The organism is Sphingomonas jatrophae, assembly GCF_900113315.1.
In the GTDB taxonomy this organism is placed as follows: Bacteria; Pseudomonadota; Alphaproteobacteria; order Sphingomonadales; family Sphingomonadaceae; genus Sphingomonas_P; species Sphingomonas_P jatrophae.
On record NZ_FOZG01000001.1, the window covers coordinates 48,019 to 62,473 of the forward strand.

At 69.5% G+C, this 14,455-nt stretch carries 11 protein-coding genes; 4 read left to right on the forward strand and 7 right to left on the reverse strand.

The annotated features are described in order from the left end of the window. Positions 1–32 precede the first annotated feature (32 nt). A complete protein-coding gene (locus BM360_RS00210) occupies positions 33–515 on the forward strand; it encodes a MarR family winged helix-turn-helix transcriptional regulator (protein ID WP_093309193.1) in 483 nt (160 codons plus the stop codon). On the opposite strand, the gene BM360_RS00215 is transcribed toward BM360_RS00210, so the two are convergent. Continuing rightward, a complete protein-coding gene (locus BM360_RS00215; RefSeq protein WP_093309194.1) occupies positions 487–1,377 on the reverse strand; it encodes a LysR family transcriptional regulator in 891 nt (296 codons plus the stop codon). The two genes, BM360_RS00210 and BM360_RS00215, sit on opposite strands and share 29 nt — an antisense overlap. A 98-nt stretch (positions 1,378–1,475) precedes the next feature. On the opposite strand from BM360_RS00215, the gene BM360_RS00220 reads away from it, so the two are divergent. Genes BM360_RS00220 through BM360_RS00230 form a run of 3 tightly spaced genes read left to right on the forward strand, consistent with a single transcriptional unit; the run spans position 1,476 to position 6,414 of the window. Further along, a complete protein-coding gene (locus BM360_RS00220; RefSeq protein ID WP_093309197.1) occupies positions 1,476–3,551 on the forward strand; it encodes a malate synthase G in 2,076 nt (691 codons plus the stop codon). After that, on the forward strand, positions 3,551–4,084 hold the full coding sequence (locus tag BM360_RS00225) for a gamma carbonic anhydrase family protein (RefSeq protein ID WP_093309200.1): 534 nt from the start codon (positions 3,551–3,553) through the stop codon (positions 4,082–4,084). Before BM360_RS00220 ends, BM360_RS00225 begins: the two co-directional genes overlap by 1 nt. Positions 4,085–4,134: 50 nt before the next feature. Continuing rightward, positions 4,135–6,414 (forward strand): NADP-dependent malic enzyme, encoded by a 2,280-nt coding sequence (locus tag BM360_RS00230; protein ID WP_093309202.1) that lies wholly within the window; start codon positions 4,135–4,137, stop codon positions 6,412–6,414. Here BM360_RS00230 and BM360_RS00235 read toward each other — a convergent pair. From BM360_RS00235 to BM360_RS00260, 6 genes are all read right to left on the reverse strand, one after another. Continuing rightward, entirely contained in the window at positions 6,393–7,949 is a 1,557-nt protein-coding gene (locus BM360_RS00235; RefSeq protein ID WP_093309204.1) for a DHA2 family efflux MFS transporter permease subunit, read from the reverse strand. The two genes, BM360_RS00230 and BM360_RS00235, sit on opposite strands and share 22 nt — an antisense overlap. A 12-nt stretch (positions 7,950–7,961) precedes the next feature. Beyond that, positions 7,962–9,164, reverse strand: coding sequence for an MFS transporter (locus BM360_RS00240; protein ID WP_093309205.1), 1,203 nt, complete (start codon positions 9,162–9,164; stop codon positions 7,962–7,964). 92 nt (positions 9,165–9,256) lie between these two features. After that, positions 9,257–9,685, reverse strand: coding sequence for a helix-turn-helix domain-containing protein (locus BM360_RS00245; protein ID WP_242653226.1), 429 nt, complete (start codon positions 9,683–9,685; stop codon positions 9,257–9,259). 31 nt (positions 9,686–9,716) lie between these two features. Continuing rightward, entirely contained in the window at positions 9,717–10,904 is a 1,188-nt protein-coding gene (locus BM360_RS00250) for a beta-barrel domain-containing protein (RefSeq protein WP_093309209.1), read from the reverse strand. Beyond that, positions 10,901–13,054, reverse strand: coding sequence for a type I secretion system permease/ATPase (locus BM360_RS00255; RefSeq protein ID WP_093309213.1), 2,154 nt, complete (start codon positions 13,052–13,054; stop codon positions 10,901–10,903). The genes BM360_RS00250 and BM360_RS00255 overlap by 4 nt, the downstream gene beginning before the upstream one ends. After that, positions 13,051–14,367: a TolC family protein gene (locus tag BM360_RS00260; RefSeq protein ID WP_093309216.1), complete on the reverse strand. Its 1,317-nt coding sequence runs from the start codon at positions 14,365–14,367 to the stop codon at positions 13,051–13,053. The genes BM360_RS00255 and BM360_RS00260 overlap by 4 nt, the downstream gene beginning before the upstream one ends. Positions 14,368–14,455: the final 88 nt, after the last annotated feature.

Sequence of the window (14,455 nt, forward strand, 5' to 3'; positions counted from 1 at the left end):
TGCGCGGCGAGTGTCAAATGATACGATCAAGCATGGCAAAGCGTGCCCTCATCCTCGACGAATTCCTGCCGTATCGGCTGTCCTTCACGTCGAACCTCGTCAGCGAGGCGGTGGCGGGCGCCTATATGGCGCTGTTCGACCTGCGCATCCCCGAGTGGCGGGTGATCGCGGTGGCGGCCGAGCATGACGGGATCAGCCAGCAGGAGATCGGCCTTGCCACCCGCATGGACAAGGTGACGGTTAGCCGCGCCGCGATCGCGCTCACCGCGCGGGGGCTGCTGCTGAAGCGCCCGCATCCCGGCGACAAGCGCTCGCACCGGCTGAGCCTGTCGGCGGCGGGGCGCGCGCTTTACGCGCAGGTCGCGCCCAAGGCGCTGGAGCTGGAGGAGCGCATCTTCGCCGCTTTGCCGGAGGGCGAGCTGGACGCCTTCGTCGCGACGCTGCGCAAGATCGACGCGGTGGTGCTGCGGTGGGACGAGGACGCGCTCACCGCTCCCACGGCGCCGGCGGACTGAACGCCTCCGCCAGCAGCGCGGTGAAGGCAGTCACCGCCGCGGGGACGAGCGGCGTACGCGGGTGTACCGCCCAGATGCCGACATCGGCTGAACCCTCGACATCCTCCAGCACGCGGACGAGGCGACCGGCGGCAAGATCCGGCCCAACGTCCCACAGCGAGCGGAGCGCGATGCCGGTGCCGGCCAGCGCGAGCTCGCGCACCACCTCGCTGGAGTTGGTGCCGACGATGCTCTCGCCCTGAACGGTCAGCGGCCGTCCGCCGCGGACGAGCCGCCACGGCAGCTGTCCCTCCGCCGCGAGCAACCGATGCTGCGTCAGGTCGGCAAGGCGGGCGGGCGGGCCATGTTTGGCGAGGTAGGCAGGCGCGGTGCAGAGGATTCGGCGGCTGGTGGCGAGGCGCGTGGCGGCAAGGCTGGGCGGCACAGAAGCGGTGATGCGGATGGCGAGGTCGACCCGCTCCGCCACCAGATCGGTGAAGCCGTCGGACAGGTCCAGCTCGATACGAACATGCGGATGCATGTCGAGGAAGCGCGCGACCAGCGGCGCGACGTGCATCCGGCCGAAGCTGGTCGGTGCCGAAAGGCGAAGCGGTCCCGCAACGGCACGCGTGCGGCCCGCCACCTGCGCCTCCGCATCCGCCGCCGCCGTCAGGATCGCGCTCACCGCCTCGTAGAAGCGCGCGCCCGCCTGCGTCGGCTCCAGCCGACGCGTGGTGCGGCGGATCAGTTGCGCGCCCAGCCGCTCCTCCAGCCGCGCCAGCCGCTTCGACACCATGGCGGGGGACAGGCGGAGCGCGCGTGCCGCAGCGGAGAGGCTGCCGCCCTCGATGATCCGCACGAACAGATCATAATCGCGGTCCACCTGTTCCTCCAGCGATCGACTGCTGTGCCCTTTCCGCGCCTACCGGGCTGCGCTTCTCCGGTCTACATCGACCTGCGGAGACACGAACGAGGGCAGGCATGATCGAGCGCGCCGGATTGAACATCGCGGAACCGCTGGTCCGCTTCGTCGAGGAGCGGGCGCTGCCGGGTACCGGGCTCGATCCTGACGCCTTCTGGGCCGGCGTCACAGCGATCTTTGCGCGCTTCGCGCCGGAAAACGCCGCTTTGCTGGCAATACGCGATGCCTTGCAGGCGCAGATCGATGGTTGGCACGCGGCGAACCCCGCGCCGTTCGATCCAGCCGCCTACCAAGCCTTTCTGCGCGAGATCGGCTATCTCGTCGAGGAGCCGGCACCCTTCACCGTCGCCCCAGGCAGCGTCGATGCGGAGGTGGCGACGATGGCGGGCCCGCAGCTCGTCGTTCCGATCCTGAACGCGCGCTTCCTGCTCAACGCCACCAACGCGCGCTGGGGCAGCCTCTACGACGCGCTCTACGGCACCGATGCGATCCCCGGCACGCCCGCGCCTGGCCGCTATGATCCGCCGCGGGGCCGTGAGGTGATTGCCTGGGCCAAGGCATTCCTCGACGATGCGGTGCCGCTCGCCGACGGATGCTGGGCGGACTTTGCCGGTGGCGATCCGATGCTGGCCGATCCCGCGCAACTGGTCGGCCGCGCGGGCGAGACCCTGCTGTTCCGCCACAACGGCCTGCATATCGAGTTGGTGATCGATCGTGACCACCCGATCGGCCGCGACGATCCCGCCGGGATCGCCGACGTCGTCCTTGAATCGGCGCTCACCACCATCTGCGATCTCGAGGATTCGGTTGCGGCGATTGACGCCGAGGACAAGGTGGCAGCCTATGCCAATTGGCTCGGGCTGATGCAGGGCACGCTCACCGCCAGCTTCGACAAAGGAGGCCGCTCCGTCACGCGCACCCTCGCGCCCGACCGCACCTACACCGCCCCCGACGGCACCGCCTTCGCGCTGCCCGGCCGCAGCCTGCTCTTCGTCCGCAACGTCGGCCATCTGATGACCACGCCTGCGGTGCGGCTGCCGGACGGGACGGAGGCGCCCGAGGGTATCCTGGACGGCATCCTCACCAGCCTGATCGCGCTGCACGACCTGAACGGCGCCCGCACCAACAGCCGCGCTGGCTCGATCTACATCGTCAAGCCGAAGATGCACGGGCCCGACGAGGTCGCCTTCACCGATCGCCTGTTCGACGCAATCGAGGACCTCCTCGGTCTCGACCGCCACACGATCAAGGTCGGCGTGATGGATGAGGAGCGTCGCACCTCTGCAAATCTGGCGGCGTGCATCCATGCGGTGCGGCACCGCATCGTCTTCATCAACACGGGCTTCCTCGATCGCACGGGCGACGAGATGCACACATCGATGCGCGCCGGCCCGATGATCCGGAAGGCGGAGATGAAGGCGTCCGACTGGATCGCCGCTTACGAGGACCGCAACGTCCAGATCGGCCTTGCCTGTGGGCTGTCGGGCAGGGCGCAGATCGGCAAGGGCATGTGGGCCGCGCCCGATCGAATGGCGGACATGCTGGAGCAGAAGATCGCCCATCCGCGCGGCGGCGCCTCCACCGCGTGGGTGCCGAGCCCGACCGCCGCGACGCTCCACGCGACCCACTATCACCGGGTCGACGTGTTCGCCCGCCAGGCGGAGCGCGGGGCCGAGCCCGTGGCATCGCTAGAGCGGCTGCTGAGCCTTCCCCTCGCCACCGGCCGAAACTGGTCGCCGCAGGAGGTTCGTGACGAGCTGGACAACAATGCGCAGGGTATCCTCGGCTATGTCGTCCGCTGGATCGATCAGGGCATCGGCTGCTCCAAGGTGCCGGACATCCACGATGTCGGCCTGATGGAAGACCGCGCCACGCTGCGCATCTCCTCCCAGCATATCGCCAACTGGCTGGCGCACGGCGTCTGCACCGCAGCGGAGATGGAGGCCGCGTTCGATCGGATGGCCGCCAAGGTGGACGCGCAGAATGCGGGCGATCCGCTCTACCGCCCGCTCACGCGTGACAGCCTCGCTTTTCAGGCGGCGCGGGCGCTGGTGTTCGAGGGCGAGCACCAGCCGAATGGCTATACGGAGCCGCTGCTCCACCTTTATCGTGCGCGCGCAAAGCAGGAGGCCTGATGCCGCTCTACGAGATTGACGGGCAGAGCCCGACGCTGCCGCCCGACGGCTCCGCCTGGGTGGCCCCTTCGGCCGATCTGATCGGGGATGTGCGGCTGGGGGAGGGGGCCAGCGTGTGGTTCGGGGCCGCGATCCGGGCGGACAACACGCCCATCCTCATCGGTGCGCGGAGCAACGTGCAGGAGGGCGCCGTCATGCACTCCGATCCCGGCAGCCCGCTGACGTTGGGTGAGGAGGTGACCGTCGGCCATCATGCGACGCTGCACGGCTGCACCGTCGGCAACCGCGTGCTGGTGGGCATGGGGGCGACGATCCTCAACGACGCGGTGATCGGCGACGACTGCCTGGTCGGCGCGGGCGCGCTGGTGACGGAGGGCAAGGTGTTCCCGGCGGGCAGCCTCATCGTCGGTTCGCCCGCGCAGGTGAAGCGCACGCTTTCGCCCGAGGCGATGGCCGCCCTGCGCGCCTCGGCGGCGAGCTATGCGGAGCGCCAGCGCCGCTATGCGACGGGGTTGCGCCGAATCGACCGCTGACCTGTCACTTCGGGGTGGCCAGCGCGCGCCATCGGCCGCAAGAGGCAGGCATGGACGACGATATTCGCAAGGCCGCGCTCGATTATCACCGCCTGCCCCGGCCGGGGAAGCTTTCGGTCGAGGCGACGAAGCGCATGACGACGCAGCGCGACCTCGCGCTCGCCTATTCGCCCGGCGTCGCGGCCCCCTGCCTCGAGATCGCCGCCGATCCCGACAAGGCACGCGATTACACCGCGCGCGGCAATCTGGTCGCCGTGATTTCCAACGGCACGGCGGTGCTCGGCCTCGGCAATATCGGCGCGCTGGCGGGCAAGCCGGTGATGGAGGGCAAGGCCGTCCTGTTCAAGAAGTTCGCCGATATCGACGTGTTCGACATCGAGGTGGACACGCAGGATCCCGACAAGTTCGTCGAGACGGTGGCGCTGCTGGAGCCGACCTTCGGCGGCATCAATCTCGAGGACATCAAGGCGCCGGAATGCTTCGAGATCGAGCGGCGCCTGCGCGAGCGGCTGAACATCCCCGTCTTCCATGACGATCAGCACGGCACCGCCATCGTCGTTGCAGCGGCCGTGCGCAACGCGCTGCTGCTTCAGGGCAAGTCGCTGGGGGAGGTGCGGCTGGTCACCTCGGGGGCGGGCGCCGCGGCGCTGGCCTGCGTCGACCTGCTTGTCTCGATGGGCCTGCCCGTCGCCAACGTGACGCTGACCGACAAGGACGGCGTCGTGCAAGCCGAGCGCGCGGGGATGACGCCCAACATGGCGCGTTATGCCCGGGCGACCAACGCGCGTACCTTGCCCGAGGTGCTGGCGGGTGCCGACATCTTCCTCGGCCTCTCCGCCCCACGCGTGCTGAAGCCCGAATGGCTGGAGATGCTGGCGGACAAGCCGCTGATCCTCGCGCTCGCCAATCCGGAGCCGGAGATCCTGCCCGATCTGGTCAGGGCCGCACGGCCCGACGCCATCGTCGCCACAGGCCGGTCGGATTTCCCGAACCAGGTCAACAACGTCCTCTGCTTCCCCTTCATCTTCCGCGGCGCGCTGGATGCAGGCGCGACCGAGATCAACGAGGCGATGAAGGCCGCCGCCGCCGAGGCGATCGCCGCGCTCGCCCGCCAGCCGGCGCATGAGGCGGTGGCCGCCGCCTATGGCGGTCAGCCGCCCAGCTTCGGCTCCGATTACATCATCCCCGCGCCGTTCGATCCGCGCCTGATCCTCGAAGTCGCGCCCGCCGTCGCCCGCGCGGCGGCGGAGAGCGGGGTCGCGCGCCGCCCGATCGCCGACATTGCCGGATATGCCCGCGCTCTGGAGCAGCGCAGTTTCCGCTCCAGCACGCTGATGCTGCCCGTCTTCGCCGCCGCGCGCCGCGCCACCGCGCGGATCGCCTATGGCGAGGGCGAGGATGAGCGCGTACTGCGTGCCATCCAGTCGGTGGTGGACGAGGGGCTCGGCCGCCCCGTGATCGTCGCCCGTCGGCGGATCGTCGAGCGCAAGCTCGCGGCGCTGTCGCTGCGCTGGCGGCTCGATCAGGATGTCGAGATCGTCGATCCCGAAGAAGGCGGCGACATGCTTCGCGCGCTCGTCGCCCCCTATCAGGCGTTGTCGGGGCGGCGCGGTGCGACGCTGGAGGATGCGCAGCGCCGCATCTACCGCCGCCCGTCCGTCACCGCGGCGATGCTGCTCCACGCCGGCCATGTCGATGCGGCGCTGGTCGGCGGCAACAGCGAGTGGTGGAGCCAGATGCAGCTCGTGCTGCCGATCGTGCCGCGGGCCGAGGGCGTCGACCGCGTCTATGCGCTGTCTGCCGTCATCATCGATGCGGGCACGCTGTTCATCGCCGATACGCACATGATCCCCGATCCGAGCGCGGAGCAGATTGCCGAGTTGACGATGCTGGCCGGCGCGGAGGTGCGCCGCTTCGGGCTGGAGCCGCAGGCGGCTCTGCTCTCTCACAGCAATTACGGCGCCTCGAACAGCGACAGCGCGCGCAAGATGCGGCGCGCGGTGCAGCTGATCCGTGCGCAAAAGCCGGACTTCCGCGTGGATGGTGAGATGCACGCCGATACCGCTTTGTCGCAGCCGCTGCGCGATCGGCTGGTGGCGGACAGCCCGCTGACCGGCTCCGCCAACCTGCTGATCATGCCCAACCTCGATGCCGCCAACATCACGCTCACCGCGCTGCAGGCGGCGGCGAGCGGGCAGGTGGTCGGTCCGCTGCTGCTCGGCCTGTCCAAGCCGCTCCACGTCCTGACACCGGGCATCACCGCCCGCGGCATCGTCAACCTGACGTCCGTGGCGGCGGCGAGCAGCCGTCAGGCAGCGGGCGCCGGCTGAGGCGCCGCTCGCCCGCTCATCTCCGCGCCCGCGGCCGGATCGAAGCGGGCGTTGACGAACACCGCCAGCAGCGAGAGGCCGGTCACCGTCCAGAAGGCGGCCGAGAAGTCGGCGAAGGCCGGCTCCGCCCGTCCATGCGCCGCCATGGAGGCGTGCAACGCTGTCGCGCCGACGCAGATGCCGAGCGAGAGCATCAGCTGCTGGAAGGTCGAATAGAAGCTCGTCGCCGCGCTCATCCGCTCCTTGCCGATCTCGTCATAGGCGATCGTGTTGTAGGCGGTGAACTGGAACGACATGAGGAAGCCGGACAGCACCAGCACGGCGAACACCGCCGGCAGCGGCCAGCCCGGCCGGAAAAGGCCGCACAGTGCATAAGCGCCCGTTCCCAGCACGCCCATGACGATCAGGCTCTGGCGAAAGCCGAAGCGGTGCAGCAGCCGCCGTGCGACGGGCTTCATCCCGAACGAGCCGATCGCGGTGCCCACCGTCATCGCCCCGCTCTGCGCCGGTGACAGGCCGAAGGCGAGCTGCATCATCAGCGGCAGCAGGAAGGGCTGGGCGCCTTGCGTGATGCGCGTCAGCGATCCGCCGATCAGTGATAGACGGAAGGTCGTCACCCGCATCAGCGAAATGTCGAGGATCGGATGCGCCGCGCGCCGGGCGTGCATCAGATACAATCCACCCGCGATCGCGCCGACGCCGATCAGCAGGGCGGCGAAGGCGGCGCCATCCTCCCGGCTCGCCATCTCGAAGCCCGACAGCAGACAGCCGAGTGCGACGGCCGAGAGGAGAAAGCCGGGCAGGTCGAACGGCGCGGAGGACGGCTCGCGCACGTCGGCGATGAAGCGGCCGACCAGCAGGAAGCCGAGGATCCCGATCGGCAGGTTCAGCCAGAAGATCCAGCGCCAGTCCGCATAGCCGACGATGAAGCCGCCGAGCGGCGGCCCCAGGATCGGCCCGATCAGCGCGGGCATGATCAGCCACGACATGGCGGACACCATGTCCCGCTTGGCGACCGAGCGGAGCAGCACGAGCCGCCCGACCGGCAGCATCATCGCGCCGCCGATCCCTTGCACGAAGCGGGCAAGCGTCATCAGCTCCAGCGTTGGCGCCATGCCGCAGGCGAGCGAACCCGCCACGAACAGCAGGATCGCCGCGCGGAACACCGGCTTCGCACCGAACCGGTCCGCGATCGTGCCCGAGGCCGGGATGAAGACGGCGAGGGCGAGGAGATAGGAGGTCAGCGTGACGCTCATTTCCGGCGCGCGGACGCCGAAATCGCGCGCCATCGTGGGCAAGGCGGTGGCCAGCACGGTGGCGTCGAGCGACTCCATGAACATCGCGCAGGCGATGATCAGCGCCACCGTCCGGTAATTGACGCTGGCGCTGCCGCCGGCATGGTCGCCGGTCTGCGCGATGCCGTCCGCCGCCGGCACGATGCCGTCGCGCACCTCGGATGTCACCGAGGCGATGTTGCGCCGGCGCGGGCGCAGGTAGCGGCGCGGATCGAGGCTGTCGGGCAGATGCAGGTTCATCGGGGCCGACCGTTAGGCCGCCGGGCAGAGCTTGTCGCGCGCCGGTGTCCGGCGGCTCGCCAGCAACGCGACCAGCCAGATCGCGAAGCCGCCGAGCGCGAGACCGCAGCCGACCCAGCCGGTCGACGCCCAGCCATAGCCCGCCTGGATCGCCAGCCCGCCCAGCCATGGGCCGAGCGCATTGGCGAAGTTGAACGCGCTGTGGTTCAGCGCCGCGGCCAGCCCCTGCGCGTCCTCCGCCACGTCCATCAGCCGCGTCTGCAGCACGGTGCCGAGCGCACCGCCGAAGCCCACCGCCAGCACCACCGGCAGGATCGTCCACAGCGAATGGACCGCGACCGTGTAGAGCGCCAGCGACGCCGCACTCCACAGCAGCAGCCCGCCTGCCGTCGGCATCAGCGCGCGATCGGCGAAGCGGGGGACGAGCAGATTGCCGAGCGTCATGCCGACGCCGAACACTGCCAGCGCGATCGGCACCGCGGAGGGTCCGACCCGCGTCACCTCCATCAGCGTGGAGGCGAGATAGGTGTAGACGGCGAACAGCCCGCCAAAACCGATCGCGCCGATGCCGAGCGTCAGCCACACCTGCGGCCGCGCCAGCGCGCTCAGTTCACGCAGCGCGCTCGCCTGAGGATCGGGCCGGTCATGCGGCACGACCGCCAGCACCATCGCCACCGTAGCGGCAGCGCAAGCGGCGACCATGCCGAACGCCCAGCGCCAGCCGATCGCCTGACCCAGCCAGTTGGCGAAGGGCACGCCGATGATGGTCGCCACCGTTAGCCCAAGCATCACGCGGCCGACCGCCTGCGTCCGCCGCTCCTGCGGCACCAGCGACGCGGCGACCAGCGCGGCGATGCCGAAATAGGCACCGTGCGGCAGGCCGCTCAGGAACCGGAAGGCGAGCATCCAGCCATAGGTCGGCGCCAGCGCGCTCATGCCGTTGCCCACGGCGAACAGCCCCATCAGGATCACCAGCAGCACGCGTCGCGGCAGCTTGGCACCGAGCACCGCCAGCAGCGGCGCGCCGACGACCACGCCCAGCGCATAGGCGCTGATGACATGACCCGCCGTCGGCGCGTCGATGCCAAGATCGCGGGAGAAGAAGGGCAGCAGGCTCATCGTCGCGAATTCGGTCGTGCCGATCGCGAAGCCGCCGAGCGCGAGCGCGAAGTGGACGAGCCCGACGGGGCGCGGCGCGGGGGCGGGCGAGGGCATGCGGCGATCTCCGGCTTTGCTGCAATGCAGCGTGGCGGAGCTAGGGAGGTGAGCCGCGTGGTTCAAGCATGATGCCGGCCCTGGTTGCGCTTTCAGTCGCGCGGATGATGCGGCCGGAAGGTGGCGGGTCGGGCCGGCGCCTCCCGCGTCGCGGGAGGGTCGAACAGATGCTCCAGCATAGCCGCCATCGACGCCCAGCCCTGCGGCGTCAGCGCGACCCGGACGCGGCGGTGATCGGTGCGATCGACCTGCCGGGTGATGAGCTCCGATCCCTGAAGCCGGTCGATCCGACGCAGTGCGCTGGTCGAGCTTTCGCCCGAGAGCAGGATCAGGTCCTTGACGCAGAGCTGCTGCTTCTGCTCGGCCGCGATGAACAGCTCGAGCATCATGTCCCAGGCCGGATCGACGAACAGCTCACGGGGTCCCAGCTTGCTCATCGCCGCGCGCAGCTGGCGGGCCTGCTTGGCCTTTTCCAGCAGCGACGGATCGGATGGGGACAGGGCGTCTTCACGCGTCGCCATCATGCCCTCCATGCTTGAGCAGTGGGCACGCTCACCGCTCGCGCATCGCTTCGCGGGCGCGGTTGAACGGCTTCACCAGATATTGCAGCACCGTCTTCTCGCCGGTGTGGATATCGGCCGTCGCCACCATGCCCGGGGTGATCGGGAAGCGCCGGCCCGCCTTGTTCACCAGCGTATCCGCCGCGGTGCGGATGAAGACGCGGTAATAATGGATGTCGGGGTTCACCTCGTCCCGGATCGTATCGGGCGAGATGCTGGCGACCTTGCCTTCAAGCCCCCCGAAGATCGCATAATCATAGGCGGTGATCTTCACGCTGGCGCGCTGGCCGGGGTGGATGAAGGCAATGTCGCGCGGGTTGATCCGCGCCTCGATCAGCAGGCGATCATCGAGCGGCACGATCTCCATCAGCTTGCCGTTGGGTGGCACGACGCCACCGATCGTCGACACCTCGATATTCTTCACCACGCCGCGGACGGGCGAGCGCAGCGTCAGCCGCTTCAGCGTGTCGCTGCGGCCCCGCACCACCGGCGCCAGCGCCTCCACCTGCTCGCTGATCTTGGCCAGATCCTGCCGCGCCTCGATCATATATTGCGAGCGCAGATCCGCCTTCTTCAGTGCCAGATCCGCCTGCTGCCGCTTCAGCCGCAGCACCTCGACGCTGCTCGCCGCGCCGACCGAGATGAGCGACTCCCCGATCCGCACCTCGCGTCCGATCAGCGCGAGCGACTGATCCACCAGCGCGATCTGCGAGGCCAGGCTGCTCCGGCGCGTCTGATAAAGGCGCGTCTCGGACGCCTTGATCTCCGGAAAGGCGGCGAGTTCGGGCGAGAAGGTGAGGGGCGTGCCGTTCGCCTCCGCCTGCAATCGCGCCATGCTGGCCAAAGCGGCGCGATACTTGGCCTCGCTCTCCTCCACCGTCGATCCGGCCTGGGTTGGATCGAGCTGGGCGAGCAGCTGGCCGGGCTTGACGATGTCGTCCTGCCGCACCGCCAGCTTCGTCAGGATGCCGCCTTCGAGCGACTGGATCACCTGTTCGCGGCTGGTCGGCACGACGCGGCCGGTGCCCGTCGCCACCTCGTCCAGGCTGGCGAACGCGGCCCACAGGATCAGCGCGGCGAACAGCCCGCCCACGATCCACATCAGGCGCCGGGCGGCGTGCAGGCGGCCATCCGCCTCCTCGCCGAACAGATGATCGTCGGGGATTGCGAGCGCCGTCATGCCGCCTTGCTCCGTCCGGCCTGCATCTTGCGCAGGGCTTCGTCCTTGGGTTCGTCGAGGATGATGGTGCCGCCGTCGATCACGATCACGCGGTCGACCACGTCCAGCACGCGCATCCGGTGCGTCGCGATCACCAGCGTGCGATCCTTGCCCCACGCCTTGAGCTGCTGGAGGAACAATCGCTCCGTCGCCTCGTCCATCGCCGCGGTCGGTTCGTCGAGCAGCGCGACGGTCGGCTGGCGCAGCATGAGGCGGGCAAGCAGCAGCGTCTGCACCTGCCCGCCGGACAGGCCGGCGCCGCCTTCCTGCACCACATGGTCGAGCCCGTCGCGCAGGCGGCGGACGAACTCGATCGCGCCGACCGAGGCGAGCGCCGACACGATCTCGCCATCGCTTGCCGCAGGCGCGCCGAGGGTCAGGTTCTCGCGCAGCGTGCCGTGGAACAGCCGGCTGTTCTGCGTCAGCAGGCCGATGTCGCGGCGCACGTCGGCGGGATCGATCTGGTGCATTGCCAGATCATCGAGCAGCACCTCGCCGGAGAGCGGCTGGAGCATGCCCGACAGCGCCTGCAACAGCGTCGACTTGCCCGCGCCGTTGCGGCCGAGCAGCGCCACCTTCTCGCCCGCCGCAATGTCGAGCGTCGGCACGGTCAGCGCGGCGGGCGCGTTCATGTCGCCATAGCCGAACACGCCCGAGCGGATGGCGAAGCGACCCTGTACGGCCGCCAGGGGCACGCGCTGCTCCGCCTCCGCCGCATCCACCGGCAGCGCCATGATCTGGTTGAGGCTGCCCATGGCCACGCGGGCATGCTGCCACCGCGTCAGCAGCGAGGTGACCTGCGCGGTCGGCGCCATCATGCGCGAGCCGAGCATCGAGGCGGCGACGAGCACGCCCGTCGTGATGTCGCCCGCAATCACCATCGGCGCGCCGACGAAGATGATCGTCGCGTAAACCGCATTCTGGACGTTCTGCGTCCAGACATTGAGGCTGTTGGTCAGCCCGCGCAGGCGCAGCTGCGCCTCCCCCGCGACGGAATTGTAGTGGTTCCACTGCCGCTGAAAGCGCGTCTCGGCCTGCAGGGTCTTGATGTCTTCAAGCCCCTGCACCGCCTCGACCAGCATGGCGTTGCGCAGCGAGGATTCGCGCATCGACTCGGTCGCAAGCCGTCGCAGCCGCGGCTGCGCCAGGATGCCGGGCACCAGCATCAGCACCAGCGCGACGAGCGGCACCAGCGCGAGGATGCCGCCGATATACCACATCAGCCCGACGAACAGCAGGAAGAAGGGCAGGTCCGCCACCGCTGCAATGGTGGTGGAGGTGAGAAGGTCGCGCACCTGATCGAGATCGCGCAGCTGCGCGATGAACGTGCCGGTGGAGGCAGGCCGCGCCCGATTGCGCACGCGCAGCGCATGGCCGAAGACGAGGTCGGAGATGCGCAGGTCCGCCCGCTTGCCCAGCATGTCGACGATGTTGGTGCGCAGGCGCCGCAGCAGGAAATCGAAGCCGAGCGCGATCAGCACGCCGATGAACAGGATCGTCAGCGTCGAATAGGATTGCGCCGGCACGACCCGGTCATAGACCTGCATGGAGAACAGGATGCCGCCGAGGCCGAGGATGTTGGTGATCGTCGAGGCGATCATCACATGACCGTAGCTGCCGGCATCGCGCAGCAGGATGCGGCGCAGCCAATGCTCCTCGAACGGCTTGATATAGGCGTCTACCCGCGCGTCCGGCGCGGAGCGCAAGGGACGCGGCACGACATAGCCGATCGCCGCACGCTCGATCTCCGCCAGCGGCACGCGGCTGCGGCCGGCGTCGCCGGGCAGCGCCAGCTCCGCCATGCCGTCGGCGTCAATGCTGTCGATCAGCGCCAGTTCGTCGTCGGGCAGGCGCACGATGAGCGGCAGCCGCCACACGGTCGGCTTCAGCGCAGCTGCGGCCGCGAACCGGATGGAGAGGCCGCTCGCCCGCGCGATCGCGCGGATGCGGGCATCCTCCGTGCCGCCCGTCTCCCACAGGCCCGCCAGCTTGGCGCGCTGTTCGGAGACGGGCAGGCGGTGCGATCGTGCGACCTGGCCGAGCAGGTCGATCCACGCGCCCACCTGCGGCTTGGGAGTGACGGGCAGGCGGATGGTGACCGGGGCGTTCACAGCGTCACTCCATGGATGGACTGGCCGGTCAGTCCGAAGGACTCGCGTGCACGGCCGGTCAGGAACAGGCAGTCGATCTCCAGCCGGCGCAGATCGTGCGCGGTGTTGACCGCCTCGAAGCGGACCTGATGCAATTCCTGCTCGGCGTTGAGCAGGTCGACTAGCGTGCGCGTGCCCATTTCGAGATATTGCAGGCGGTAAAGCTTGCCCGTCTCGCGCATGCTGGTCTCGCGCGATGACAGCGTATCCACCAGTTGCCGGAGGCTGCCGATCTGCTGCTGCGCCTCGCTGAGCCGCTGGCCGGTGTCGGTCCGTGCCCGCTGCGCCGCCGCTTCCGCCGCATCCAGCGCGAAATTGGCCCCGCGCACGCGGGCGCGGGTGGCATTGCCGCTGAAGATGTTGCTCGAGACGCGGAAGCCGAAATTGTAGATGTTGCGCCCACCGCCCAGCGGCGAGACGAGATCGGTGGAGGCGTCGCCGCCCAGCGCCACGGTGGGATAACGCTCGGCCTGGCTGCGGCGCAGGTCGGCGGAGGCACGCTCCGCGCGCGCGTCCGCGGCCATAACCGCGGGCACGTCGGTCCAGTTTGGGCGCGGTCGTGCGCAACTCTCCATCACCCAGGCCGGCACGTCGGGCGCGACCGATTGCGGTGCTGCATCGCGGTTGAGCAGGAAGGCGAGGTTGCTCGCCCAGCGGCGCTGCTCCGCCTCGATCTGGGTCAGCGTCGCTTGTGCCGCCTCGACGCGCGCCTGCGCCTGCAGCGCGTCCGAGCGGGTCGAGGCGCCCTTGTTGGAGCGATCGGCGACGAGCTGGCTGATCTGCTCGATGCTGGCCAGCTGATCGCGCGCGACGATGCGGAGCGCAGCGGCGCGTTGCAGCTCGATCACCGCATAGCCCGTGTCGCGGATCAACGTGTCCACGGCCAGCAGCAGTTCGGCCCGGCCGATGCGCGTGCCGGCGCGCGCCGCATCGACGGCGCTGCGGACCTTGCCGAAGTCGAACAGCATCTGCTGTGCGCCGACCTGCGGGCGAGGCCGCCAGTCACCCCGCACGCGATTGTCGTAGCCGGAGCCGACACCCGCGCTGACCTGCGGCAGATAGCCGGCCCGCGCGGCATTCACCTCCTCGCCGCGCGCACCCAGAATGCCGGCGGCCTCGGTGACGGCGGGATGCCAGGCGACAGCCTCGCGCGCTGCATCAGGTAACGTGATCGGCCCGTCGCGCGTGGCGGTTGCGGCTGCGCCCGCGGTCGCCGCCAAGGCCACAAGCGCCAGCGCCGATCCTGTCCGGCCGATATCCCTGGGGTTGCCCATACCGTGGCGATCCTCCCTTGTTGCAGGAGCATCTTGCGGCAGGTCAGTTAAGGCGAAGTTGGGCGTAATCAGGCGCTTATCGGCGCCT